The 25,740-nt window shown below is 65.4% G+C and carries 23 protein-coding genes, 1 tRNA gene and 2 pseudogenes; 18 read left to right on the top strand and 8 right to left on the bottom strand.

What is annotated here, in order from left to right:
- Nucleotides 1-6: 6 nt before the first annotated feature.
- The 3 genes from B7R93_RS04340 to B7R93_RS04330 form a co-directional block, all read right to left on the bottom strand.
- Complete coding sequence (locus tag B7R93_RS04340; RefSeq protein ID WP_157942192.1) at nt 7-720, bottom strand: T9SS type A sorting domain-containing protein; 714 nt, start codon at nt 718-720, stop codon at nt 7-9.
- Nucleotides 721-781: 61 nt separating this feature from the next.
- The gene (locus tag B7R93_RS04335; RefSeq protein ID WP_157942191.1) at nt 782-1,861 is read right to left on the bottom strand and encodes a TolB family protein; all 1,080 of its coding nucleotides are present in this window, start codon (nt 1,859-1,861) and stop codon (nt 782-784) included.
- Between the two features lie 91 nt (nt 1,862-1,952).
- Nucleotides 1,953-2,588 carry a porin family protein gene (locus B7R93_RS04330; protein ID WP_157942190.1) on the bottom strand — a complete coding sequence of 212 codons (636 nt, stop codon included), beginning with the start codon at nt 2,586-2,588 and terminating at the stop codon, nt 1,953-1,955.
- Between the two features lie 506 nt (nt 2,589-3,094).
- Between B7R93_RS04330 and aroQ the strand changes: the two genes are divergently transcribed.
- The 13 genes and pseudogenes from aroQ to B7R93_RS04270 all read left to right on the top strand — a co-directional run bounded on the left by aroQ (nt 3,095) and on the right by B7R93_RS04270 (nt 13,477).
- The gene (gene aroQ, locus B7R93_RS04325; RefSeq protein WP_103019858.1) at nt 3,095-3,517 is read left to right on the top strand and encodes a type II 3-dehydroquinate dehydratase; all 423 of its coding nucleotides are present in this window, start codon (nt 3,095-3,097) and stop codon (nt 3,515-3,517) included.
- Between the two features lie 164 nt (nt 3,518-3,681).
- Entirely contained in the window at nt 3,682-4,158 is a 477-nt protein-coding gene (locus B7R93_RS04320) for a metal-dependent hydrolase (protein WP_103019595.1), read from the top strand.
- A 74-nt stretch (nt 4,159-4,232) separates the two neighbouring features.
- Nucleotides 4,233-5,939 (top strand): murein biosynthesis integral membrane protein MurJ, encoded by a 1,707-nt coding sequence (murJ, locus tag B7R93_RS04315; RefSeq protein WP_103019594.1) that lies wholly within the window; start codon nt 4,233-4,235, stop codon nt 5,937-5,939.
- A 138-nt stretch (nt 5,940-6,077) separates the two neighbouring features.
- Complete coding sequence (locus B7R93_RS04310) at nt 6,078-6,644, top strand: YqgE/AlgH family protein (RefSeq protein WP_103019593.1); 567 nt, start codon at nt 6,078-6,080, stop codon at nt 6,642-6,644.
- A 151-nt stretch (nt 6,645-6,795) separates the two neighbouring features.
- Nucleotides 6,796-7,515 (top strand): NuoI/complex I 23 kDa subunit family protein, encoded by a 720-nt coding sequence (locus B7R93_RS04305; RefSeq protein WP_103019592.1) that lies wholly within the window; start codon nt 6,796-6,798, stop codon nt 7,513-7,515.
- Between the two features lie 118 nt (nt 7,516-7,633).
- Entirely contained in the window at nt 7,634-8,185 is a 552-nt protein-coding gene (locus tag B7R93_RS04300) for a DinB family protein (RefSeq protein ID WP_103019591.1), read from the top strand.
- A gap of 81 nt (nt 8,186-8,266) precedes the next feature.
- Entirely contained in the window at nt 8,267-9,310 is a 1,044-nt protein-coding gene (gene holA, locus B7R93_RS04295; protein WP_103019590.1) for a DNA polymerase III subunit delta, read from the top strand.
- 269 nt (nt 9,311-9,579) lie between these two features.
- Nucleotides 9,580-10,221, top strand: a complete 642-nt coding sequence (locus tag B7R93_RS04290) for an anti-sigma factor family protein (protein ID WP_232798004.1) — start codon at nt 9,580-9,582, stop codon at nt 10,219-10,221.
- A 79-nt stretch (nt 10,222-10,300) separates the two neighbouring features.
- Nucleotides 10,301-10,374: transfer RNA gene (locus B7R93_RS04285), tRNA-Val, on the top strand.
- 755 nt (nt 10,375-11,129) lie between these two features.
- A complete protein-coding gene (locus B7R93_RS04280; RefSeq protein ID WP_103019589.1) occupies nt 11,130-11,822 on the top strand; it encodes a transposase in 693 nt (230 codons plus the stop codon).
- Between the two features lie 196 nt (nt 11,823-12,018).
- A pseudogene (locus B7R93_RS16300) lies at nt 12,019-12,096 on the top strand (hypothetical protein); the annotation flags it as partial.
- 48 nt (nt 12,097-12,144) lie between these two features.
- Nucleotides 12,145-12,529: pseudogene (locus B7R93_RS04275) on the top strand (DEAD/DEAH box helicase family protein); the annotation flags it as partial.
- Between the two features lie 387 nt (nt 12,530-12,916).
- A complete protein-coding gene (locus B7R93_RS04270; RefSeq protein WP_103019588.1) occupies nt 12,917-13,477 on the top strand; it encodes a DUF3177 family protein in 561 nt (186 codons plus the stop codon).
- 349 nt (nt 13,478-13,826) lie between these two features.
- Here the strand turns inward: B7R93_RS04270 and B7R93_RS15690 are convergent, their stop codons facing one another.
- Together B7R93_RS15690 and B7R93_RS04260 are read right to left on the bottom strand one after the other, a co-directional pair.
- Entirely contained in the window at nt 13,827-14,081 is a 255-nt protein-coding gene (locus B7R93_RS15690) for a hypothetical protein (protein ID WP_232798003.1), read from the bottom strand.
- Nucleotides 14,082-14,386: 305 nt separating this feature from the next.
- The gene (locus tag B7R93_RS04260; protein ID WP_103019586.1) at nt 14,387-15,175 is read right to left on the bottom strand and encodes a TrmH family RNA methyltransferase; all 789 of its coding nucleotides are present in this window, start codon (nt 15,173-15,175) and stop codon (nt 14,387-14,389) included.
- Between the two features lie 225 nt (nt 15,176-15,400).
- Here B7R93_RS04260 and B7R93_RS04255 point away from each other — a divergent pair, with 225 nt between their 5' ends.
- The 5 genes from B7R93_RS04255 (at nt 15,401) to B7R93_RS04235 (ending at nt 21,757) form a co-directional block, all read left to right on the top strand.
- Nucleotides 15,401-16,705, top strand: a complete 1,305-nt coding sequence (locus B7R93_RS04255) for a Glu/Leu/Phe/Val family dehydrogenase (protein ID WP_103019585.1) — start codon at nt 15,401-15,403, stop codon at nt 16,703-16,705.
- Between the two features lie 176 nt (nt 16,706-16,881).
- The gene (locus B7R93_RS04250) at nt 16,882-18,768 is read left to right on the top strand and encodes an Ig-like domain-containing domain (RefSeq protein WP_232798002.1); all 1,887 of its coding nucleotides are present in this window, start codon (nt 16,882-16,884) and stop codon (nt 18,766-18,768) included.
- Between the two features lie 47 nt (nt 18,769-18,815).
- Complete coding sequence (locus tag B7R93_RS04245; RefSeq protein WP_103019584.1) at nt 18,816-20,444, top strand: NAD(P)H-hydrate dehydratase; 1,629 nt, start codon at nt 18,816-18,818, stop codon at nt 20,442-20,444.
- 51 nt (nt 20,445-20,495) lie between these two features.
- Entirely contained in the window at nt 20,496-20,909 is a 414-nt protein-coding gene (locus B7R93_RS04240) for a VanZ family protein (RefSeq protein WP_103019583.1), read from the top strand.
- 188 nt (nt 20,910-21,097) lie between these two features.
- The gene (locus B7R93_RS04235) at nt 21,098-21,757 is read left to right on the top strand and encodes an energy transducer TonB (RefSeq protein ID WP_103019582.1); all 660 of its coding nucleotides are present in this window, start codon (nt 21,098-21,100) and stop codon (nt 21,755-21,757) included.
- Between the two features lie 114 nt (nt 21,758-21,871).
- Here B7R93_RS04235 and rpiA read toward each other — a convergent pair whose 3' ends face one another.
- From rpiA to B7R93_RS04220, 3 genes are all read right to left on the bottom strand, one after another.
- On the bottom strand, nt 21,872-22,567 hold the full coding sequence (rpiA, locus tag B7R93_RS04230) for a ribose-5-phosphate isomerase RpiA (protein ID WP_103019581.1): 696 nt from the start codon (nt 22,565-22,567) through the stop codon (nt 21,872-21,874).
- Nucleotides 22,568-22,667: 100 nt separating this feature from the next.
- Entirely contained in the window at nt 22,668-23,114 is a 447-nt protein-coding gene (locus B7R93_RS04225; protein WP_103019580.1) for a GNAT family N-acetyltransferase, read from the bottom strand.
- A gap of 268 nt (nt 23,115-23,382) precedes the next feature.
- Complete coding sequence (locus B7R93_RS04220; RefSeq protein WP_103019579.1) at nt 23,383-25,521, bottom strand: ATP-dependent helicase; 2,139 nt, start codon at nt 25,519-25,521, stop codon at nt 23,383-23,385.
- Nucleotides 25,522-25,740 lie beyond the last annotated feature (219 nt).

The following is a 25,740-nucleotide window of genomic DNA, read 5'->3' as shown; positions in this document are numbered from 1 at the left end:
AGAATTTTACCGCACGACGGTAATCTGCTCGGTGGTGGCAAAGTCCTCGCCGGTCACCCGCAGGAAGTAGGTCCCGCTCGTGAGGCCGGTCGTCGACACGTCCAGCTGTAGCCGCTGCACCTCTTGTGCGGGTAGCAGTCCGTCATGTAGTGTCGCTATCTGCCGCCCGAGCACGTCGTAGAGACGTACCTGCACGTCTTGTTGTTCCTTCACCGCGAGCCCGACGGTCGCCCGTTCCCGCACTGGGTTCGGATACGTCGACAGTCGGTAGGCGCCGTCCAGTTCAAGCGTTGCAGATACGACCCGAGAGGCTTTTGTCTTTCCTCCAGACCGCCGACTTTCAACCCTCTGAGGACCAGCGTGCGCAAGACGGAACTGGTGTGTCCCAACGGCCAAGCCACCTGCCTCGAAGCGATAAGCTGGCCCTTTCACTTCATCGGTTTGCACCGAGTCGGAGGTCGCGACGGTCCCGATCTTCGACCACTGCTCTGCTGGGTCCGTGCGGTGCTGAACGGCAAATGTGGTTTGTGCTGAATGTTTTCCGCCGCTCCAGGTCAGGATGACCTCCTCCTCGATACGACTAGCCTGAAGATTATAGGTCTTCCCTGCCGGGTTGGTCGACTGGACGGCGGAGGCATCTGTGCCCGAAAGGGTGGATACGCCACCGGGCTCGCCGGAAAGAACCTCCGTGAATCGTTTCGGCACGTCCGGATTGCGCATCAAGTCCCTGGCGTGCCGACAGCACGTCAGGGACTTTTTTCTGCGGGTCAGAAGAAAGCAATCATCTCCGTGGTTTCAGTTTGTCGAGGGTTTGCGTCGAGAGGTCGGGAAAGTCCGGCACCGAGTCGGGCGAGACTGGCCAGAGGGGCTCGGCCTCCCTTGTCTTCAAGTTGAACTTAAAGGGCACATACCGGGCCCCCTCGCCCCGGTGCACGTCCCGGCGGAACGTGACGTATGAGCCATCTGAACTCCAGACTGGAATGTCTCCGCCGAACTCAGTAATCTGCCGTACGTCCTTGCCGCGATGGTTCATTAGGAAAAGCTGCTTTGCATTGCCTGTCTCTTGTGCCTGTATAATAAGATCACTGGTCGGGCTCGGTACGGGCTTTTGAACAAACCGGAGAGAGTCTTTGGGAAAGTCTGTGATCCAACGCCAGGACTCGTCGTCAAAGTCGTATCGTGCGAAGTTTCCACTGCTAGGATCGTCACTCCGAACGTATTTCTTCCCAACAGTATATCGGTCTTGATTCCCGAGGCGGGTAGTGGAAAACAGTTTGACTAGAGGACCTGTTGTCGTCGAATCGCGAGTATCAATGACATACAGCCCCCTTGGGAACGGTTGCTGATATGCTTCTTGGTTTGCAAAAACGAGAAGGCGGTGGCCGTCGCGAAACCATCCGGCCATACTTACCACGGGGAAAGAAAGCCGCTGACTCTCCTTGCCGGTCCACTGCGTCGTTTCCATCGTCTCCAGGTCGATCGTGTAGACGTAGAAGTCAATGCCAGTCGCCACAGTCACAACTGCGCGATCGCCGCTCGGATGCCAGGCCACGTCATGGGTGTTGACGCTGATTAGCCGTGGATTCGATCCGTCGCCATCAACGATCCAGAGTTGAAATCGGGGATCAGACGGCTCTCCAGGGGTTCGCCTACGAATCAGCGCGAAGCGATCCCCACTTGGACTTGGTTCCACGATGGTAACTTGCTCGGTGCCCGGTAGCGGTTCGCCCCCGTACTCGCCCTCATCAAAAGTCGGTTCGGACTTTTTCTCCAGTGGCTGCGGAGCGGTCGAGCAGGCCGCGGCCATCAGTAAAGCCGCAAGGCCAGTCGTTATGAGAACAGGAAGCAAAATGCGTCGCATGGCAAAACTGATCAGCAAGGAAACACAGGCAGGAAAACGAGAGCAAACTGGCTCGGACTACGAAAACTGTCCTCCTGCAGTTGAACCAAATTCAAAAGACAACTCCGACCGTTACCGCAATTCCCCGGTTTTGGGCGGAGAACCGAAGACCGGGCACGTCGGACAACCCGAGGCCGAATCGGCCATCCACAGTTAGCGTGGCCGCTCCGAGTTCGATGTCCGCGCCGGCGCCAAAGTCCAGGCCGATGGCATTTCCACTGAAATCTTCGCCGACGCGTATCGCCTGCGACCTCTCCCCAAGCGTTGCTTCGGCTGCCGTGTTGACGCTGAATCCAAGCGTAGGCCCCGCCAGGACGTGAGGCGCGACCGGACCAGCCGCCGGAAGCTCGACCCGTGCCAGAATCGGAACCTCAATGTAATCGGCCTTTGTCGTAATGCTCCCCGATTCTATTTCCCCATCGGAATTCCGAACGGTGAACTCAATCTGGTTTCCCTTCTGGATGTATCTCATCTCGGGCTGAAGAGCGACGGGCCCGCCAAAGTCGGCGACGACAAACACGGCCGCCATAAAGCCGGTGCGCCACCCTTCATTCGTCCCCGAAACGGTCGGGATTCTCCGAAAGAGGGTCTGAATCGTTTTTGCCTCGTCGCCCCTAAAGGTGGCGACGTTGAGGCCAGCCCTAATTCCAGCCTGGAGGTCTACAGCGTCCGTCTGGGCACCGGTCATCGCTCCGGTTCGCCGAGAAAGTTCGTTTGCGTTCCAGCGGCTGTCGGAAGCTGGGGCGGAAGGGACGGCTTGTGCTGTAGGGCCGGTGTCCGTTTGTCCGGCTGCAGGGGTGGGCAAAAGCTGCAGGCAGAGGCCTATCAGAAGAACGATTCGGCGGTATAAGAAAGAGGTAGAATCAGGCATCAGTCCCCCGAATTGCAGGCCAAAAGATGTGAATCGTCGCGTGGCGAAACCGAGCAAGCGGAGCGAGCGCATTTGAGAAGTCGTGTCGAGAGGGAGCCCTAGTGCGCAGGAGAGGCCGTTTTAACCCGTCACTTCACACACTCACAATATGGTCCCGTTCCTCATAAAATTGCAAACGTTAGGAGGTGTCAAAAAATATGACAGGGCGGCGGCTGGTCGCCGTTCCGAGGCGTGACTGGAACCTGACCGAACAGGCCGTGAACCTTTCCGGGCGGTCGGCAATTGATTGGAGGGAGTTTTTTCCTCACCACCCGCTCCGGTCTGTGTCCCTCCTCGTCCTCAACGGCCCCAACCTGAACCTGCTTGGCGTCCGCGAGCCGGACACCTACGGCACCACCACGCTCGCCGACATCGAGTCGGATCTCGACGAGCAGCTTCCCGAAGTGACCTTCCGCTTCGAACAAGAGAACAGCGAGGGGGCGCTCATCGATCACCTCCATGCCGCGCACGAGGATGGGGTCGATGGGGTCGTCTTCAATCCGGGCGGGTACACCCACACGTCCGTCGCCCTGCGGGATGCGGTGGCCGCCATCGATCCGCCGGTGGTGGAAGTGCACCTGTCCAACGTCCACGCCCGCGAGGACTTCCGGCGCACGTCCCGGATCGCCCCGGCCTGTGTGGGGCAGATGAGCGGGTTTGGGGCGGCGGGGTACCGGCTGGCGACGCGGTTTCTCTTTGATGCGTGAGGCGTGTTGATGCGTGAGGCGTGATGCGTGGGAGAGGAGAGGTCTTGCGGGTTTCGTATTGCGTAGGGCGGGTCGGGAGGTGGGGGCGATTCCAGGTTGGATTCCCCTCTCGCCTCCCCCTTTGACCCTCGACATTTGCAAATCGACAGTTGTCAGGACCCTCGATGGCGGGCTACAAGGGCCATATTGCGGGCGCAACCGCGTTTGGGGGCGTGTACCTGGCGGCCCTGGGGTACGCGTTTACCATCGACGCGGCCTACCGGCAGTTCACGGCGCTGGAGCAGGTGGGCTACCCGCTGTCGCTCCTGGTGCTGGCGCTCCTGTTTGGCCTCTGGCCCGACGTGGACACCGACTCGAAGGGGCAAGAGGTCTTCTACTCGATCTTCTTCGCCGTGGACCTGTTTCTGGTGATGACGGAGCAGTTTCGGGCGGCGGCCTACCTGGGCCTGGTGGCGGTGCTGCTGGTCCTGAGCACGCATCGCGGCTGGACGCACACGTGGTGGGCGATGGTGCTGGTCCCGTCCCCGCTGCTCATCCTGCCGTACCTGCACGTGCCGGGGCGTCCGCTCGTGGGACTGCCGTTCTACGGCGCGGCGGTCGTCGGGTACCTGAGTCACCTCGTCGTGGATCGGCTATGGTAGGGGGCGCGTGGGGGAAGAGGAAAGAGAGAAGGGGGCACGGGAGGTCGTTAGTGCTTGGGTTGTTGAGGTGTGCGATGGGTGACGAAGCGGAGACCGTATCGGCGGAAGGGGAATCGGACGCGGCGGGAGAGAGTGCGGCAGGGGAAAGTGCGGCGGGGTCCGTGGCGGGTGGGATTTTCCTGAGCCGAATTTTCGGGCTGTTGCGGGAGCGGGCAGTGGCCTACTTCTTCGGGGTGGGGGCGCACGCGGACGTGCTCCAGGTGGCCTTCAAATCGCCCAACCTGCTGCAGAACCTGTTGGGAGAGGGCACGATCTCGGCCGCCTTCATTCCCATCTACAGCCGCCTGATCGAGGAGGAGCGCCCCGAGGCGGCCGGGCGCTTTGCGGGGGCGATCTTTGGGCTGCTCCTGGCCGCGGCCGGCGGCGGGGCGCTGCTTGGGGTCGTCTTCGCGGAGCCGATCGTGACGGTGCTGGCGCCGGGCTTCCTGGACGATGCCGCACGGGTGGCGGCGGGCACACTGCCGCTCAACCGGTTCGACCTGGCGGTGCGGGCCGTGCGCATCATCTTCCCCATGGCGGGGGTGCTCGTCCTCTCGGCCTGGGCGTTAGGCGTGCTCAACAGCCACCGGCAGTTCTTCGTCCCCTACGTGGCGCCCACGCTGTGGAACGCGGCCATCATCGCCACCCTGTTCGGCGGCGGGTACGCGCTGGCCGGCACGCCGGGGGCGCCGGAGGCCCTGGCGGGCGACGGCCTGACGCGCCTGCTCCTGATGGCCTGCGTGGGCGCCTTCGGGGGCGGGCTGCTACAGTTTGGCGTGCAGCTGCCGTTCGTGGTGGGGCGCATGGAGGGCTTCTCGTTTTCGGTGTCGACGCGCGTGGAGGGGGTGCGCGAGGCCTTGAGTGCCTTCGGCCCCGTGGTGGCGAGCCGGGGCGTGGCCCAGCTCTCGGCCTACCTGGATCTGTTTCTGGCGTCGTGGCTGGCGGTGGGTGCCCTCAGCGCGCTCCGCTACGCGCAGATCCTCTACATGCTGCCCATCAGCCTCTTTGGCATGTCGGTGGCCGCCTCGGAGCTGCCGGAGCTCTCGCGCCTGACGCAGGAGAAGGTGGCGGCGTTCTCGGCGCGCCTGCGCCGCTCGTTGCGGCAGATTGCGTTTCTCACCGTGCCCACGGTCGTGGGCTACCTTGCGTTCGGCGTCCTGCTGGTGGGCGCGCTCTTCCGGACCGGGCAGTTTCAGGCGGCAAGCACGTGGCTCGTGGCGATCGTGCTGGGGGGGTACAGCCTCGGGATCCTGGCGACGACCTTCTCGCGGCTCTTCCAAAACGCCTTCTACGCGATCGGAGACACGACCACGCCGGCCTGGATCGCCGTCCTGCGTGTCACCGTCTCGACGGTCGTGGCGGTGCCGGCCATGTTTGGGCTCGACACCGTGGCTCTTGAGCGCGTTGTCGGGCCGCTGTCGGGCGACGGGCTGTTTCTCGGGGCGCTCGGGCTGAGTCTGGGCGCGACGGTTGGGGCGTGGGTCGAGGTGGCGGCGCTGCGGTACTGGCTCCGGGGGCCGCTCCCGGACGCGGGCCTCCCGTGGGGACAGGTCGGGTGGACGGGGGGGCTTGCGCTCGCCGCACTTGGGCCGGGGGCGGTCGTGTGGGGGCTCCTTCCGAACGGGCCCGTGCTCGTCGTAGCGCCGGTCGTGGTGGCGGCGTACGCGGCCGTCTACCTCGGGGCGGCGTGGGGGCTCGGCTTCGATGAGATTGACGTGTGGACGCGGCGGTTGTTTGGGTGAACGGGGGGAGGGGGCAGGGGAAAATGATTTTGTCACGGATGGGGGGCGGCGCGAACCATGAGGCAGGGGCATCAGTAGCATCCTGCTCAGTAACGTATTGGCGCAATGCTCCCGGCCCAGCCCGCTCCGTCCTCTCCAATGCCCGATTTTGACGAGATCGACCTTGGTCCCGGCACACTCCTCATCTCGGCCCCGATGATGCAGGACCCGAACTTCCGCCGGGCCGTGGTGCTGATCTGTGAGCACAACGACCGGGAGGGCACCTTCGGGCTCATCCTGAACCGCGAGCTCGATGTCCAGCTTGGGGACGTGCTCGACGAGTACGTCACCTACGACCCGTCGCTGTACATGGGCGGGCCGGTCCAGCGCGAAACGCTGCACTACCTCCACATGCGCGACGACATCCCGGGGGGCGTGGTGCTGCCCGGTGACGTGACGTGGGGGGGCGATTTTGAGACGGTACAACGGCTTGCCAAAGGGGGCGACGCCGCGCCCGATGACCTGCGCTTTTTCCTGGGCTACGCGGGCTGGGGGCCGGGCCAGCTCGACGATGAGATTGGCGAGGAGGCCTGGATCCCTGCCCCGGGCGCCGCCGAGTTTGTCTTCGACACCAGCCCCGACTCGCTCTGGCGTACCATTCTGCGGCGCATGGGGGGGGAGTACGCCGTCCTCGCCAACTTCCCCGACGACCCCCGCATGAACTGACGAGGGGGCCAGGTGGGGAAATGGATCGGCTCTTGACGGGCCGGGGATTGCGGGCCGGAATCCTTCGGGCCGCCATGCGTATACCCCTTGGTGACGTGGACAGACGCTCGCTCTGCCCTGACGTAGCACTCCTTCACGACGCAACACGCCCATGCCTGGTACCCCCGAGAACACCAAGACGGAGAACGAGCGGGACCTCAACTTCTGGGAGAGCCTCTACCTGCCGGAGCTGTTTAAGGGGCTCGGCTACTCGTTTGACCGAATGGCCAACGAGCCGACCTATACGTTCGAGTACCCGGAGGAGCAGTGGTACCCGCCCGACAGCTACCGCGGGCGGCCGGTGCTCGTGGAGGAGGACGACCGGCCCCGGTGCGTCTCGTGCAACCTGTGTGCCCGGGCCTGTCCCCCACTTGCCATCTCCATGCAGTCGAAGGAGGTGGACAACGTGAAGGAACGAGAGCCGGAGTGGTTTGAGATCAACATGCTCCGCTGCATCTACTGCGGCTTCTGCGAGGAGGTGTGCCCGGAGGAGGCGATTGTCATGTCGAAGGAGCACGACCTCACGTTCCAGAGCCGCGACGAGGCGGTCTTTGACCTCGAAGACCTACTGCGGCCCAGCGAGCAGATGCAGGACCGGCTCGAATACCTCGAGCAGTACAAGAATAAGCAGTTCGGGCAGCAGTGGGAGTTCAAGAAGGAGAACAACCTCCACAGCGTGAAGGACCAGCACTTCCTGGACTGGCTGGCCGAAGAGGGCATGGACGACCTGGACACCACCCACCAGCGTGAGGATCGCATGGCCACGGGGGGAAACCAAGAGTGGGGCACCGAGCGACAGGGCCCGCCCCAGACCAAGCACGCCGCGGAGTAGGCCCGAGCGGCGGGCCACAGCCCTTGACCCGAGAGGGGCACGGCTGGTCGGACGGAGGGCCCCTCCGTTGGCCTCAGCGCCTCCCTATCCGGTTCATTCCAGACATGCCCAGACGCAGATGGAAGAAACAATCGACATTGCCGAGGCGCGGGCCGATGATCCGGAGGCCCTGCGGACGGCACTCGTGGATCAGTTCGGCCACCTCGTCGACGAGGTGACGGCCCTCCGGACGGTCGTAGACGGGCTTCCCGACGAGATTCTCGGCGGGCGCCCGGAGCCCGAGGCCCTTACGATGAAGGAGCTGTACGGGGCCATCGCCATGCTGGACGCGGAGGTGCGGCGGCCCCGGGTCGACCGGGTCGTAAGCCACGACGAGCCGGTTCTGTCGCCGGTCGACGTTGACGCGGAGGTGTACGATGCGGGCTGGAACGAGCGCGCCATCGACGATATTCTTCGGGAGGTGAAGGCCGCCCGGCGTGCCCTTGCCGAACGTCTTGAGGGGCTGCCCCTCAAGGCCTGGCACCGTGCCGCCACGCTGGGGGGCGAGACGCTCACTCTCTTTGGGCTGGTTCACCGCATGACGAAGAGCGACTTCCAGCGGCTCCGCGACCTTGGCTATCGCCTCCACGGGGCCCATCTTTCCGACGAGGACGAGCCCCTGCCCACCTAGCAATCGGGGCGGTCGAATCGTGGGGGAAGAAAGAGAGGAAGGCGTGTTCGCGTTCGTCACTTGACACCCTGATCCCCGGCAATGGCAAAAGACACAGGCCCGTCCTACGACGATCTGGCCACGGCCTTCCGGCACCACAACTTTCAGCCCCTCTACTTCTTCTTTGGGGACGAAACGTTCCTTGCCGACGAGCTTCAGGAGCTGCTCATCGAAGAGGCGCTCGACCCGAGCCAGCATGACTTCAACCTCGACGTCGTGTACGGGTCGGAGACCGAGGCCTCGGAGGTGATTGGGCTGTGTCAGGGCTTTCCGGCCGGCGCCCCCCGGCGCGTTGTTGTCGTGCGCGAGTTCGAGAAGCTTGCGAACAACCGCCAGTTCAAGGACTACGCCTCCCAGCCCAACCCGAAGGCCATCGTCCTGCTTGTCTGCACCGGTAAGCCGAACCTGAGTGCCCACCCGTACCGCGCGCTGAAGGAGCACGCCACGTGGTCCGAGTTCGAGTCGCCGTACGACAACGAGATGCCGGGCTGGATTCAGGACTACGTGCAGGGCCAGGGCTATGAGATCAAGCCGAAGGCCGTCCAGATGCTGGCCGACTACGTGGGGACCGACCTGCAGCGGGCCGCCAGCGAGATTGAGAAGCTCATCACGTTTGCCGGCGATGCCACACGGCTCACGGCCGACGACGTGCTCGCCGCCAGTGGCCAGACGCGTGACTTTAACGTCTTTGAGTTGCAGAGCGCGCTTGGGGAGGGGCGTCCCGCCGACGCCCAGCGCATCGTCGACCGCATCCTGCAGCAGGCCTCCAACCCCCGCAGCGAGGCCATCATGATGGTGGCGGTGCTGAATGGCTACGTCGACAAGCTCTGGAAGCTGCAGAAGCCCGGGGCGCTGCGCGAAAACAAGTATGACCTTGCCGGCTACATCGGGGTCAGCCCCTATTTCGTGGAGGAGTACAAGCACGCCGCCCAGCGCTACGACCGCTCGGCCATCGCCGATGCCTACTCGGCCCTCGTGGCGGCGGACTACGAGCTCAAAGGCGGGGCGTCCCGCGAGGCCTCGCTCGTCATGACGCTTCTGTTGCGGCGGCTGCTTCCTCCGGATGCCCGTCCAGCGGCGGCGTAGAGGGGCGGTTTCCGGAAGACAGTCTCGTCCCCATGGTGCCGACCAGGGCCGTTTGCGCCGGTCAGGCCCGGAATTCACGGAAACAAGGCGTGGACAGTCGAATACGTACCGGCGACGCTCTTTCCTTCGAAATTGTGCTGTGCGAGCGCACCGTACAGGGGAAACCGTCCGGCCCACTCCGCGGAGGGCTGAGAAGGCGATCTCGTGCGACGGAGCGCCTCGCATCGGCGTCGCCAACGCAAGACGCACACCCGGCGAATCATTGCTCTATGCGGTTCCCTGAACGACCCTTTGACGGAGAGGCGTCCGGCGACGGGGCCCCCTCCTACGAGTGGCTCCACGAGTGGCTCTGCGAGTACGTGGACGGGACGATGGACCCCTCGGTTGAGGCCGTGTTCGAGCAGTACGTGGAGGCCAATCCTGATTTGAAGGCCCATGTGGAGCGCCTCCGTCAGACGCGTGAGTTGCTTTGTGGGGGGGGCGACAACGAAGGAGCGACGTCGGAACCGTCCGCGATGGAGTCCACACGGGATGTCGAGGACGACGTGCTTCGAGGGGCTGCCCCGGAGTTGGTCTCGGCGGAAGGGACCAGCCGGTCGGCTGTGGCCGTGGGGCTCGCCTCGTCCATCGCCGTCGCCCTCGTCGTGGGGTTCCTCGCCGGGTCGGTGCTGGTGGAGCCGGCCACCCTGTCGTCCGGGCTGGCCACCGCGGTCGAGCGAACCGACACGCCGTCGGAGGGTGAGCGGGGGGAAGCGCCGCCGCGTCCGAATGCCGCCGATCCGGGGCGCGCATCGCCCCTCTCGTCGGTCTCGCCAGGGGGCAGTTCCTTCACGTTCCCGGCGGGCGCGTCGGGGCCGCGCATGGACACGAGCCGTGCGGCGTCCACGTTCATGACGGCCGGGGAGCGCTGAGACGGACGCGGGCGACTTTGCGTCATCTTGGCCGAACACCGTCTGTTCGCCTCCGTTGAGTACTTCCAACATACAGAACGGGCTCTTAGCTCAGCGGTTTAGAGCGCTCGCCTCACACGCGAGAGGTCCCTGGTTCAAATCCAGGAGGGCCCACTGGTTTTATTCACAAGCCCCTGCACTGCAGGGGTGTACGTGTTTGTGGGGACAACACTGGTATAACAATTTCGACTGTGGGTCGGGACTTCTGTTAACCTGCACGTCTTTCCGGTGCCGCGACTGGCAGTTGGTTCGAAGGCGCTCTCCAACTCCCGCATTGCAGGTAGATGAACTGGGGCACCGTACTTGCCGAATCGATACCCACAGCACTCGGTACCTCGTTTGCTCTTCTACTGGGGCTGGTCGTCTGGCTCTACCGAAAGAACCGGGAACGTAAAGATTTGAGTCGGGCCCTTTACAATTTGCTTGTGGTCTGAGGGCTATCAGTAGGAGTGTCAGAATGGACTTGGAAGAGGTCCCGCGTGCCCTTTTCGAGGAAGCGCTGAGACGAGTGGATGGACTTCCTGAAGGCATTTCGGTCCCGAATCATCGTCCCCTCTTCCTCTTTGCCCTCAACACGAATACACGAGTGGGGGACGCCACCATCTTCTTAAATACGAGCAGTGGGGATTAGAGTATGATTCCGCCGGCGTCTTCGAGGATGTCCGGGAGATTAGCGACAACCAGTTGACGAAATTTATGGACATCGCGGGCACGCTCTTCTCGAATCTAAAGGGGAATCAGGATCGGCTTGCCGGATTTATGGAGCGGCACGCGAACTGAACCGTCCTGCCGTCCCCGGTGCGAGGTTATGCGCGGCAGCGACCGTGTGTCTATACGAGGCCTGTCTCTTCAGACTTATTCTCGGCCTCATGTCCACCCCCGACCGCCGGTACCGCGGCTACCGCTCGGATACGATTCGGCTCGACGGTTGGGACTACCGCCGTTCGGCGTGGTATTTCGTGACGATCTGCACCCACAATCGAATCCCGTATTTCGGTGCGGTCCGGAACGGCCTCGTCGGATTGTCGCCCGCTGGATGCATCGCGGCGCAGGAAGGGCGGCGCACGCCGGAAGTCCGCCCGTACGTGCGGTTGGGGGCGTGGATCGTCATGCCAAATCACGTGCATGGATTGATTGGAATTACCACCGCATCGCCCGGTCACGACGACGCCACCGGCACGGATGCATCCGAATGCGACGGATCAAACACCGCGGGTGATGTTGGCAATTCCGACGGTGTAGATGCGTCCCGCCACGCCCAGTCCAATTCGCCAAAATCCGTTCCCGTAGATGCGTCTCCGCGAGACGCATCTACGCAGAAAAACACGGATAAACCGAACGACGAATTTCGGTTGCGCGCCCATTCGTTGGGGGCTATCATCGGCCAATACAAATCGGTATGCACCAAACGCATCCGGGCGTCGTCCTTCCCCGATTTTGGGTGGCAATCCCGGTATTACGACCGGATCGTCCGCAACCGCCGCGAATGGACGGCGGTGCGCCGGTACATCTACCGGAACCCGACAACCTGGACCGACGACCGGCATTTTTCCGACGCCTGATCGAATCGCGGTCGGCCGCTTGCCGAGACGGAAACCTTCCCCCACCGTTTCTGTGCGCACATCGCCGATCTCTGCGCACACAGAGTAGGAAAGTTGCATGTCCAATCCGTTCCGCGAAGAGACGCTTGTTTAGGATCCGGCGGACGCGTTCAACCAGGCCGTCGCCAAGCTCACGCAGGGGCGAAGCTCCCTCTCCCTGGCCCGCGCCAACCGGCAGGTCTACCATCTGCTGAAAGACGGGATTCCCGTCACCGTGCGCGACGAAACGGGACAGGAGGTCGAGCGGCGGGCGGACATGATCGATTGGCGCTACCCGTTTGAGAACGACTTCCGCCTCGGCGTCTTCTGGCACACGCAGGGGAGCGGCAAGAGCATCTCGATGGTGTTTTTCTCACAGCTCACAGAAGGTGCAGCGCACTCTTGAAGGCAACTGGACGTTCCTGGTTGTTACCGACCGCATCAATCTCGACGACCAGATCTACAAGACCTTTGCCCGGGCCGGCGTGCTCACCGAACCCGAGGAGCAGGTGCGCGCCCAGAGCGGCCAGGACCTCCGCGTGCTGCTCACGCTCATTCAGAAGTTTCGGACCGAGGGCGGCGAGGAATACCCACAGCTGTCCGACCGGTCCGACGTCATCGTGAGGACCGACGAAGCGCACCGCTCGCAGTACGACGTGTTTGCGGGCAACATGCGGGCGGCCCTCCCCCAAGAACGAAAAGCTCGTCGTCGACTGGCGCGAAAAGCAACAGGCGCGTTCTGCAGTCCGGATGGCGATCGAGAAAGTCCTCGACGAATACCTTCCCCACTCGTACGAGACCAAGGTTTATAAGAAAAAGGGCAACGCTATCTACGAGCACGTTTATGACAAGTACTATGGCCCTGACGACAATTTCTATGAGACGACGGCCTGAGGTGCAAGGAGATATTTCGGAAACGCACCCTGAGTCCATAAAAAAGTACAGACACGTCTTGAGGCACGATGGTAGTGGACAGAAATGGGCTTATCATGTCGTCCTCTCTGCATTTTCTGAAGGGGCTCGCCTCTGTGTCCCCTAGGATTCGTGGCTAATCGTTCGACACGGCACGCTATACTGTGCTCCCCGTCCTCATCCGTCTCGATTTTGTTCTCGCCACGGCGCTGCTGGTCGTCGCGCCGCTGGGGCTCCTCGCTGCGGCCGTGCGGCGGCCCGCGGTGCGGGGGCGCCTTCTGGCCTACTGGCGGGCCTCGTCGCTGCTCATGGGGACGGTCTACCTGCTGATCGACGGCCGCCCGGGGGCCTTCGTGGCGGGCCCCGTCGCCCTTGTGCTGATTCCCCTTGCGCTCCACGTCGGCGATGGGCTCTTCGTGGCGGGGCGGGCGCCCCTGGGCGCGAGTGCAGTGGCAACCTGGTTCCGGCGCTGGCGGATCGGGGCCACGGTCCTCTGCGGCGCGAGCCTGCTGCTCAGCGTGCCCGCGCTTCGGTGCGTCTGGGAGGGGGCGGAGAGCCCCGTCTGTGCGGCCTGGCTGGAGCCCCCACGAGAGCTGCACCGGGCGCTCCATCCGTCAGTGGACCCCGCAACCCTCGGCGACGCTGCCGCCATCGGACTGCTGGTCTACGGGGCGTACGTCGTGGCCTCCGCAGTCCGCATCGGCCGGTGGGCCTGGTGGTCGTAGGCCCTCGCGGAGGCCCGGGGCGTGTCGGCTGAACGTACAGGAGGGGCGGCTTCGGGCAGATGGGGCGGCCCCGAACGCGGAACGGGCGTTGTGCGCCCGCAGGCATGCTTCGACAGACCTACGGCGTCGCCCCCGGCGCGCTGGTTCCCCCGGCCGTTCTTAATCCCCACGGCGGGTCGCTGGCCGACTGTCGGGGGGCGCCGAAGAAATTAGCCGGGCCCTGGGTAGCGTGCGCGGGATGGCACGCCGTGCGTCCACCGACGCCGCGCCGCACTCGCAACGGGAACGGCAGGGGGAAGGGCTTGGCTGGGGTGGGGCGCCATCCACGCGGCACGGGACGTAACGTAGCCTACCACTGCTCGTAGTGATCGACGATCTCGTTGAGGTTGTCGTGCTCGCCCTCTACGATGCCGACCACGAAGAGTCCCGTTTCGTCTTCGAGTTGGGCGAGGGCCTCGGTGTTGGGGGGGCGCCGGCCCTGGGTCTTAATGAACGTATCCTGGATGGCTTTCTGGGCGGCCTCGGTGGGGGTGTCGGCGGTCGCGACGCTCGAGAATGAATCAAAGCCGTCCTTCTCGAAGCCAATGATTGTATAGGTGGGCATAGAGGCAAAAGAAGAATGAAGGACACAGACGTGAAGTGGACAACCGTCGGTTCCCAATGCGCGTGCATCGTCGCCGTTTCCGAGAACCGACTGATCGGGCGGCCACGTGAGACGAATCGTTCGGGAAAGGAGGGCAAAAATCCCGTTCCGGCAAAGAAAAAAGCCCGGACCCCCACCAAGAGACCGGGCTTTGGGAGAAATGCGCCCCAAATGAAATGCACTCGGTAGACACGCGGACGTCCTGTGATCTAACGTCGTTTCTCGTTTCTTAATGTTTTGGTGCGTGTCGGGGGGCGGACACGCGGTCATAGACCGAGCCATTCGTACAAGAGGATGCCGCCGGCGACGGCCACGTTGAGCGACTCGGCGGCGGGACGGTTGGGGGTGCCGGGGAGAGAAACGGTCAGGTCGAGGCGGTCGAGCACGGCAGCGCTAAGTCCGTGGGCCTCACTGCCCAGCACGAGCGCAGAAGGGCGGGCGGGACGCCACGCGTCGGCGCGGGTGCCCTGGAGGTCGGCGCCGTAGAGGGCCGCGTCGTGGCGGCGCAGGCGGTCGAGGAGCGGGCCGGGGGCGTCTGTGCGGGCGAGGTGCAGGGCCCAGTGACCCCCGGCCCCCGCACGCATCACTTTGGGGCCGTACAGGCCTGCGGTGCCGGGCCCGGCCACAACGGCCTGTGCCCCGAACCACGCGGCCGTGCGGAGCAGCGTGCCCACATTGCCCGGGTCCTGCACCCCATCCAGCAGAAGGACGGTGCCGACATCGCCGAGCTGTGCGGGCACCGTGGCGGGATCGTGGAGGCGGCGCTCCGCCACGGCCACGATGCCCTGGGGCGTCTCCACGTCGGCAAGGGCGGCCATCGTATCGGGGGACGTCTCGTACACAGACACCGACAGTTGCTCCAGAAGGCCCCGGACGGTCGGGTCGTTGAGGCCCGCCGGGGTAACGACGACCTCCACGAGAGGGGCCTCCGCGTCGAGGGCGGCCTGGAGGGCGCGAGGACCTTCCACGAGGGTGCGGTCGTGGCGCCGGCGGCCCCGGCGGCGGGTAAGGGCGGCGATGGCCTTGCGGCGGCGGTTGGACAGGGGCGTCGGCATGAAAGTGACCAACAGAGGGGAAAGAAGACGGCAGAACGCGCGGCGGGCAACTGGAGGCGCCGCAAATCGTTCACTCGTTTTGAAAGACGGAGGCCGGGCATTCGACATTTTGACGGAGAATCCGGACCTTGCCTGCTCCGGTTCCCTTTCTCATTCCGGTCCCCTTGCCTCAAGAGAACGAAGACGTTCTCTTCTCACTATCGTCGCACCGTGTTCCGTCGCCCCATGCCGTTCAAGTTTGATGTCTACGAACGATCGGCGTACCGCGAGCCGGCCCCGATCGACCACGACAGCCCGTTCCAGTCCATGATGGAGCGGTTTGACGTGGCCGCCGAAATTCTTGAGCTCAGTCCCGGCTTCTACGAGTACCTGTGCCGCCCGGCCCGAATGCACGTGACGTCGGTTCCCGTGGAGATGGATTCGGGCCGTGTAAAGGTGTTCGAGGGGTACCGGGTCATCCACAACAACGTCCTGGGGCCCAGCAAGGGCGGCATCCGCTTTGCCCCGGACGTGACGCTGAACGAGGTGAAGGCGCTCGCCGGTTGGATGACGTGGAAGTGCTCGTTGGTAGATCTGCCCTTCGGGGGCGCAAAGGGGGGCGTGACGTGCAACCCGGAGGAGATGAGTCCGGGGGAGCTGGAACGGCTCACGCGTCGGTACACCGCCGATTTGTTCGACGTGTTTGGCCCGGACAAGGACATTCCGGCCCCCGACATGAACACGAACGAGCAGATCATGGCGTGGGTGCTGGACACGTACTCGATGCATGCCCGCCAGACCGAAAACGCCGTCGTAACGGGCAAGCCGGTCGGGCTGGGGGGCTCGAAGGGACGCCGGCAGGCCACCGGGCGGGGCGTGATGACCGTGACGCTTGCTGCGATGGAGCAGATCGGGCTCGCGCCGGGCGACTGCACCGTGGCCGTGCAGGGCTTTGGCAACGTCGGGGCCACGGCCGCCGACCTGCTGGGCGAGCAGGGATGCACCGTGGTGGCTGTCAGCGACATCACGGGCGGATACTACGACGAAAATGGCCTCGACCTGAAGGCGATGCAGGCCTACACCCAGCAAAACGGAGGCACGCTGGCGGGCTACGAAGAGGCACAGCACATCACCAACGAAGAGCTGCTGATGCTCGACGTAGACGTGCTCGTGCCGGCGGCCAAGGAGGATCAGATCGATCGAGAGATTGCCGAAGGCCTCAGTGCCCGCATCGTAGCAGAAGGCGCAAACGGGCCTACCCGGCCGGAGGCCGATGAGATTTTGGCGGACAAGGAGGTGCTCGTCGTTCCAGACATCCTGGCGAACGCGGGGGGCGTGACGGCGTCCTACTTCGAATGGGTGCAGAACCGACAGGGCTTCTTCTGGACCGAGGAGGAGGTAAACCGCCGCCTCGACCGGATGATGACGGAGGCCTTCGACAAGGTCTACGCGGCGGCGGACGAGTACGACGTGTCGCTCCGGATTGCGGCGTATGTGGTCGGCATTCGCCGGGTGGCGGAGGCGCTCCGAATGCGTGGAATTTACGCGTAGGACCCGGAAGGGCAAGCCACGACCGTGCAGCGCTCTGGCCTCGACTGATGGACACAATGACGATGGACCGAACGTCGGCCTCGGGGCGAAGGGGGCACTGTTGCTGGAGCGGGGGCACTGAGGGGCGGGATCCGATTGCCGTCGGACCTGTGTTGGGACTACTGGTCGGGATTCTCGTGTCCTGTGCCAATCCGCAGGCCCCGAGCGGCGGCCCGAGGGACAGCACGCCCCCCTCAGTCGTGCGGACGCGTCCCGCGCAGGACACCGTCAACGTGTCCACGGACACGGAGGCGCTGCGCGTCGAGTTCTCGGAGTACATCGAGCGGAGCACCCTCTCGCAGTCGCTCTCCGTGACTCCCACCTTCGAGCAGCGTCTCCAGTTTAGCTGGGACGGACAGGCCGTTGAGATTCAGTTCCCGTCGGCCCTGCGTGACAGCACGACCTACATCTTCACGTTCGATACGAACCTGAGCGATGCCCGTGGCGTCTCGCGTGAGGACCCGGCCACGGTGGCATTTTCGACGGGGAAGCGCATCAACCGGGGCCAGATTGAGGGACGCGTCGTAGACGGGCGGCGGGGCACCGCACGGCAGGGCGTGGACGTGTTCGCGTACGCCCTGCCGCCTGGGGCGGACACCGTTCGGCCGCTGCCGGATGCCCCCGGCTACCGCACGCAAACGGGGGAGGAAGGGCGCTTCTCGTTCGAGTACATGCGGGAGGGGCCCTACTATGTCCTTGCCCTGCGCGACGACAACCGCAATCGCCAGCCCGATCCCCAGGAGCCGGTGGCCGTGCCGCCCCGGCGGTCGCTTCTGGCCGACAGTGGAGCCGCCGCGGCGGTGCCGGTGGCCTGGCTCCTGGCCCAGCGGGATACGACCGGTCCCCAGCTCCAGCAGGTGCGGCCGGTCAGCCAGCGACGCCTGCGCCTGCGCTTCGACGAGCCGGTACGGGTCGAGACGCGAGCCCCGACGGCGTGGGCCCCGCGCGACTCGGCCACCGGTACGTCGGTTCCCGTACGGGGGGTGTACAGCGCCCCCGAGCGCCCGAACGCGGTCGTGGTGCGCACGGACGCGATGCCCGATGCGCGTTACGTCCTCCCACTGCGGCGGGGGGCGGTGGTCGACACCCTGGGCCAGCCGCTCAGGCCGGACACGGTCCGCTTTCAGGCGGCCACGCGGGCCGACACTGTGCGCACGCGGTTCCGGGGCTTCGCGTCGACCGGCCTCGGAGAAGACTCGACGGGGGCGCATCTTCTGTTGCCGGACGTACAGCCGAGGGTTCGCTTCACCCAGGTTCCCGACAGTGCGGCCCTGCGGATGGGCGTCAGCGTTCAGGACACCACCGGCACGCCCCGATCAGTCTCGTTGGCGACCGACAACGGCACGTCGTACCGGCTTCAGCCCGCCCCATCTCTCTCGCCCGGACAGATCGTCGACGTGACGATAGCCGGGAGCGCATTTGCCCGGCCCGACACGACGTTTCGCCGCCGCTTTCGACGCGTCACGGACCGGGTTCTTGGGGCCCTGGCGGGCCGTGCCCGCATCGTCGACACGACACGCGCAGACGGAGAGGGCCGAAGAAGGGGGAGGGACACCCCGGCGGTCCCCTCATCCCCCACCTTCGCCGACTCGGTGCGGACCGACTCCCTCACTCCCACGAGAGATTCCCTGAGGGAGCGAAGGGAACGTCCCCGCCGGGATTCACTGCTGCGCGACGGCCCCATCGCGGTGGAGCTGACGGCGGTCGAGCCTTCCACTCCGGGGCTCCCCCGGCAACTGATCACGTCGCCCGACAGTCTGTTCGAGTTTGTAGAGTTGCCGGACGGCCGGTACCGGTTTCGGGCGTACCTTGACCGAAACGAAAACGGACGGTGGGACGGCGGCCGGGTTCAGCCGTACGTGCCCGCCGAGCCGGTGACATGGCTGCGGGAGCCCCTGGAGGTGCGCCCCCGGTGGACGACGGAGCTGCCGGCTCCCCTGCGAATTCCGGTTCTGATGCCCGCCCCTGTTCCACGAGACACGACACTGCCCGACACCTCCGGGACCGCCGGACAAGACCGCTGAGGAACACTCCGCACGCTCGATTTCACCAAGCCGCCCTGCCCTGCACGATGGCCCCTTCTACCACTGGATCCTTGTGTCCCCCCGCCCTCACCGCCGAGGCCATGCGGGCGGCGGACCAGTACACGATCGAGGAGTACGGCCTGCCCGGCTTCACACTCATGGAGACGGCCGGTCGGGGCTGTGCCGAGCGCATCCTGGATGCCCATGGGCCCTTGGAGGGCGAGGCGGTAGTGGTGCTCTGCGGGAAGGGCAACAACGGCGGAGATGGGCTCGTCGTGGCGCGGTGCCTCGTGAATGAGGGCGCCCGGGTCCACGTCGTGTTGGCGGGTGCCCCCGACGAGCTAAGTGATGATGCGGCCCGCAACCTGTCGCTGCTGCGACAGCTCGGGACGGACGGAGCGGCCGGGGCGCGACTGACGATCGGTCCGCTGGACGGCCTGGAGACGTTGACACATACGGTGGCCCCGCTCCGGCCCCGCCTCTACGTCGACGCCCTGCTGGGCACGGGCCTCACGAGCGACGTGCGCGAGCCGATCCGTAGCCTCGTCACGTGGGTCAACGAGCGCGACGCCCCGACGGTGGCGCTCGACCTGCCCACCGGCCTGCACAGCGACACCGGAGCGGTCCTTGGCGTGGCCGTCCGGGCCGACCGCACGGCCACGATGGCCGCGCCGAAGGTCGGGCTGCGGGTTGGGGAGGGGCCCACCCGGGCCGGTGCGGTCGACGTCGTCGACATTGGCATTCCCCCGTTCGTGCTCGACCGGGTTGCGGAGCGGCCCGGCTGTGCGCGGCCGACGACCGACGCGGCGGTGCGAGCGTGGTGGCCGGCCCGGGCGTCCGGCGCGTACAAGTACAGCGTGGGCACGGCCCTGGTCGTCGGGGGCGCGCCTCCGTTTTCGGGGGCGCCGGTCATGGCGGCCCAGGCGGCGGGGCGTAGCGGGGCCGGGTATGTGCGCTGTGCTGGGCCAGACCGCATACACGCGACGCTCTCGGGCGCCCTCACGACGATCCCGACGCTCCCCCTCCCCACTACGGACGGCGACGGCATCGATCCCGACGCGGCCCCCGAGGCCCTGGCCGACGCAACAGACACGGCGGACGCGCTGCTCGTGGGACCGGGCCTCGGCCAGGCCGCGGGAACGGCACAGTTTGTGCGCCGACTCGTGCGGACGGTCGACGTGCCCCTCGTGCTCGACGCCGACGGCCTCAACGCACTGGCCGGGCACATCGATGAGCTGGCAGATCAACGGCGGGCGCCGTGGGTGTTGACGCCGCACGCCGGCGAATTTCGTCGGCTCGTGGGGGACGACGTGGTCCTTACGGATCGGGTCCGGGTCGCGCAGGCCCACGCGGAGCGGTGGGGCGCCGTGTGTCTGCTCAAAGGCATGCCGAGCGTCGTTGCGGGGCCGGACGGGCAGGTGTTTCTCGGAAGCACTGCCACGCCGGCCCTGGCGACGGCCGGCACGGGCGATGTGCTCGCCGGTCAATGTGTGGGGCTTCTGGCCCAGGGGGTGCCGCCGCTCGAAGCCGCCGCCGCGGCCCTGCACATAGGCGGGGCCGCCGCGCAACGATACGGGGCCACGCACGATCCCCGGTCGATGGTGGCGACCGATCTGCTCGACACGATTCCCCGTGTGGCCGCCGACCGGTTCGGGGGAGGGCGCCGGCGAGACTGAATCGGTCCCCGGTCCGACACATCCTTCTCCCTTCTACACCCGCCACGCCCAATGCGCCTTCCGTTGCCTCTCCAGACTGCTCACTACCGCCTGCTGGCGGTGCTTTGGACGATTGGCATTCTCGTCGCGCTAACCCTCCCCACCGGCAGTGTGCCGGGCCCCCAGACGACTGGCCTCGACAAAGTCGTGCACGCGGGCCTCTTCGCTGGATTCGGGGTCCTCTGGCTGCGAGGCCTATGCCCGCCGGACGCTGAGGGGCTTCCGCGGTGCTTTCGTCGGCGTGGGGGACTGTTTTTCGTCGGGGGACTCCTCTTCGCGGTGGGGACGGAGGTGTACCAGTCCCTGATTCCCCTTTGTCGCGTGGCGGATCCCTACGACGTCACGGCGGACCTTCTCGGGTTCGTCGTTGCATTTGTGGGCTACTACGTCTACCATGTGCGCCCAATTAGCCGGGCGTCAGCCTAGGCCGCAGCGATGCGCTGGGCGGCAGACGCCCTGCTCAGGACTTCCTGAGGGGACCGAGTGCCGCAACGGCAGCGTCCCAAAGATGAAACATCGAGGAAGTACTGGTGTAATTGCTCCTGTCAAATTCGCGAAATAGCCGTGTGCTCGCGCGGCGGTACCCGCACTGTCTCACAACAAGGTGACCCACCATGGCCCTGCGCAAGAAAGAAGGGGCGGATCTACGCAGCCAGTACCCGCTGTATGTAGAGATCGGCCTGGTTCTCTCGCTCACGCTTCTCATTGTGGCCTTCCGGGCCGATTTCTCGAACCAAAGCTCGTTTCAGGTTCAGATGGAGGAGCAGGAGACCGTGGACATGAAGCAGATTCAGCAGACCCAGCAGGAGAAAGAGCCCCCGCCCCCGCCGAAGCCCCCGGTTCCGCAAGAGGTCCCGAACAATGAGGTCATCGAGAACGAGACCGACTTCGACGCCTCGCTTGACATGGACGAGCGGCTGGACACCAGCCAGGGTCCGCCCGACGACGGCGAAGAAGAGGAGGAAGAAGAGCAGGAAATCTTCATGGTTGTGGAGAACCAGCCGGAACTGGTCGGCGGCATGAAGGCGCTTCAGCAGTCGGTCGAGTACCCCGAGTTTGCGAAGAAAGCCGGCATTGAAGGCCGCGTGATTGTGCAGTTCGTCGTGGACGAGCAGGGCAATATCCAAGAGCCGAAGGTCACACGCGGGGTCCACAAGCTTCTCAACGAGGAAGCTGTCCGCGCCGTCCGGGAGCAGAGCTTCAAGCCGGGCAAGCAGCGCGGTGAGGCCGTGAAGGTGCAGATGTCACTTCCCGTAACGTTCCGGCTGCGGTAGCGGGCGCCTACCGCCGTTCGGTCCATTTGAGCGCGCACCGCGAGGACCTCCGCGGTGCGCGTTTTTTTTTGTGCGAGTCATCGGGCGGTCGATGCAGGTCGCCGCGACGGTGGACTAGGAAGCCGAGTGGTGATCAACCGATCCGTCGGGATGCCCCACGAGGACATCGGTGGCCATTTCCAGAAACAGGCCGTGGTCGAGCACGCCGGGACGGCTGCAAAGTCGGCGACTGAGCTCGGCCGGGGCGTCGATGCCGTCGGGAAACTGGGCGTCGATGATCCACAGGCCCTGATCGGTCACCACCGGTCCATCCTTGGCCTCGGCCGTGCGGAGGGTCGGCGTCGCCCCGGCCGCCTCCAGCGTGTTCATCACCGGCGTCGCGGCCATGGGGAGGACCTCCACCGGCACTGGGAACCCTGTGCCGAGGCGGTGCACCTCTTTCGTCGGGTCGACGAGCACCACGAACCGATCGGCCTGGTGGGCCACGACCTTCTCGCGAGCGTGAGCCCCGCCGCCTCCTTTGATGAGGCGGAAGTCACTGTCGACCTCGTCGGCCCCATCGAGCGCGAGGTCGAGCGCTGGGTCGTCGTCGAGCGAGGCCAGCGGAATGCCGTGGGCACGGGCCCGCCGCTCCGTGGCAAACGAGGTGGGGACGCCACGCACGTTGAGGGCCTCGTCCTGAATGCGGCGGCCAAGAAATTCGAGGGCATAGGCCGTCGTGGAGCCGGAGCCGAGGCCGACGCACATGCCGTCCGACACGAGCTGAACGGCCGCCTCCGCGGCGGCCTGCTTAGCGGAATCGCGATCCATAGAAGGGGGAGGAGGGAAAATGAAGTTGAGAGAGGGGAAGGGAAGTGGAGCGCAGGTCCGCCCCCGTTTTAATGAGGGCGGACGCGGCCCCTGCCGCATATTATGCCTCGTCGAAGGCCCATGCAAAGCGGAGCCGGTAGTCTTGGTACTTGGCACTGTAGCCGGCCCGAATGACCTCAAATCCTTCGTCGAGGCCGAGGACCGTCATGCCGGGGTGCTTGTTCGGAAACGTGTCGTACACGAAGCGCTCGTAGCCACGGCGGGCCACGAGGTCGAGCATGGCGTGGAGAAGGGCCCGGGCGATGCCGTTGCGGCGATGGCCGGGATGGACCCCGCCCTTGGCGCTGTAGAACGTGGCCTCGTCGAGGCGGTAGCCCAGCTTGAAGCCGACGTTGGTCCCCCCCGACCGGGCGAGCAGCATAAGCAGGTCGTCCCGCTCGAACGTCTCGATGATGTGGGCATCGTCGAAAATGGTGACGTTGAGGCGACGGATGGCATCAAGCCGGTCCATGCCCACCTCCACAATGTCGAGGGGAACCTCGGCCATCTCGGGCGCACTGGGGAATGTGGAAGGGGGAGGTAAGGGCCTCATGATAAAGGAGGCGGGGCCGATCAGAAGCGTGTCGACTGGAACCCTGGTTCAATTCTTGTCTTGGGGTGCCGACCGGCGGCGGAGACCCGCAAGTCGGCTCGGGGCTCGGGCGGTCGTTCCACCACATCCCTTGGCGAGGGCGGGCCCGGGGCCGATGTTCGGCGCCTCGATGCTCCCTCCCATCCAGATGCTCTCCCCGTCCGATTCAGGATTAACATTGGTTCTAAAACGGAAGTCCGTCGGCATCGGGGGGATCGTCGGACGGGGGAGTGTCTTGGGACGGTTCGGTGGACGCCGAGGCCTCTCCGTTCCGGGCAGAAGACGCTTCGTCGTTCACCCCGGACGGGGCCGCTTCGTTCCCCGCCGTGGCGTCTTCTTCCACGAGCCGGACCGGTTCGAGAACGTCTTCGGGCACGTCGTCGACGAAGCGGCTCGGGGTCGTCATGTACTCGCCCTGCCCGCGTCGGTACTGTGTCATCGGGTAGGAGATGAACAGGTCCTCCTCCGCCCGGGTCACGGCCACGTAAAAGAGGCGCCGCTCCTCGTCGACCCCGTCCGGCTCGCGAAGGGCATGGCGGGAGGGAAGGGTGCCGTCGAGCGCCCGGATGAGGAACACGGTGTGGAATTCGAGGCCCTTTGCCGAGTGAATGGTGGAGAGCACGAGGGGCGGCTCGTCGGTCTCGTCGGCCTCCTGGTCGAGGGCGGTCAGCTCGATGGGGTCGAGCGTGAGGGACGACAAGAAGCGCTGTCGCGACTCGTAGTTGGCGGCGAGGCCGGCCAGGTGCTCTAGGTCCGGCTCGCGCTTCGGGTGATCGTCGGCGTACTTGTTCTCGAAAAGGGGCTGGTAGTAGCTGAGGACTGCCTCCACCTGCTCGGGGACCGCTGTGTCTTCGGACCGGACGTGCCGGAGCGTGGAGAAGAGCTGCTTCAGCCGGGCCGCGTAGCGGTCGGAGAACGGGGCGTCTTCCCCAAGGGTGAGCGGGTCCTCGGCCGCGCCCGTCGCCCACTCGATCAGAGACTGCGCCGTCTTGGGGCCGATCCCGTGAATCAGCTGGAGCGCCCGGTTCCAGGAGGCGGCGTCCTGCGGGTTTTCCACCACCTTCAGGTGGGCGAGCACGTCTTTGATGTGGGCGGCCTCGTTGAGCTTCATCCCGCCGTACTTCACGAACGGAAGGTTGCGCTGATTCAGCTCCACCTCCAGGTCATATGCGTTGTGGCTGCTGCGGAAGAGCACTGCCACGTCACTGAGGGGCACGCCCTCCTCACGCAGGCGAAGCACCATCTGGGCCACGAAGCGGGCCTCCATGTCGCCGTCGGCGGCCGGGACGAGGGCCGGGAGGTCCCCCTCCGTCGTCTCGGTGAAGAGGGTCTTGTCGTACGAGCGGTCGGCCTGCTCAATGACGCGATTGGCGAGGTTCAGGATCGGCTGGGTGGAGCGGTAGTTGCGCTCCAGCTTCAGGACCTCCGGGTCGTCGAACTCGTCGGGGAAGCGGAAGATGTTGCGAAAGTCGGCGCCCCGAAATTTATAGATGCTCTGCGCGTCGTCCCCCACCACGGTCACGTTGCCATGAACCGACGAGAACTTCTTCACCAACGCGGCCTGCAGGGCATTGGTGTCCTGATATTCGTCGACCAGCGCGTGGCGGCAGCGGCTGGCCACCTGGTGGCGCACGTCGTCGTTCGTCTCGAGAAGCTCCAGCGTGCGCTCCAGCAGGTCGTCGAAGTCCATGAGCCCGTGCGCCTTTTTGTACTGCCGGTACTCGTTGCGGAGGGCGTCGAGCGCCGCGTGGCGGTTCGTGAACTGGGGGTAGCGCTTCGTCAGGGTCTCGCCGAGCGTTTCGTTGCGGTTCGTGGCCGAGGAGAACATCGAGTAGAGCGTGTTCTTCTTCGGAAAGCGCTCCTCCCCGTCGGCGTAATCGCCGCGGGCCCGGATGACGCTGAGCACGTCGGCGGCGTCGGCCGCGTCGAGGACTGTGAAGTTGCGGGGGAAGCCGAGGGCCTCGGCGTGCTGTCGCAGCACCTCCAGGCAAAAGGCGTGAAACGTGCCGCCGCGCACCTTTTCGCAGCGGCCGTCGAGCAGGTTGGACGCGCGGGCCGTCATGTCGTTGGCCGCCCGGCGCGTAAACGTGAGGAGGACAATCTGCTGGGGCCGCGTGCCCGTCTCCACCAGGTAGGCGAGGCGGTAGATGAGGGTGCGCGTCTTGCCGGTGCCGGCCCCGGCCACGATGAGGAGCGGCCCCTCGCCCGCCGTGGCGGCTGCGTACTGCTGCTCGTTGAGGGCCTCCGCGTAGTCGATCGTGAGGTCTTCGGTCGACCCCGACGGCTCGTCCCGGTCCGACGACAGTACGATGCGGCGCGCCATGATGAGAAGCGAGGCACTTGTGCGAGGCAACGATGGAACGGAGGCCCGGGGCCGACCGGGCCCCAGGGGGGCAGAACACTAACTGCCAGACGCTGGTTGAGACAAAAACTAGTACCCTCAACACTGGGGAAAAGCAGGCCAGTCAGTAAACCTCTGGGGCGGGACGAGTGATCCGGTTGCGAGGGGTGGACATTGGGGCGGCGTGGTCCGTAGATTGTT

Source organism: Salinibacter altiplanensis, from assembly GCF_002894645.1.
In the GTDB taxonomy this organism is placed as follows: Bacteria; Bacteroidota; Rhodothermia; order Rhodothermales; family Salinibacteraceae; genus Salinibacter; species Salinibacter altiplanensis.
The sequence above is the reverse complement of the archived record's forward strand: the minus strand, read 5'-3'. Positions and strand labels throughout refer to the sequence as shown.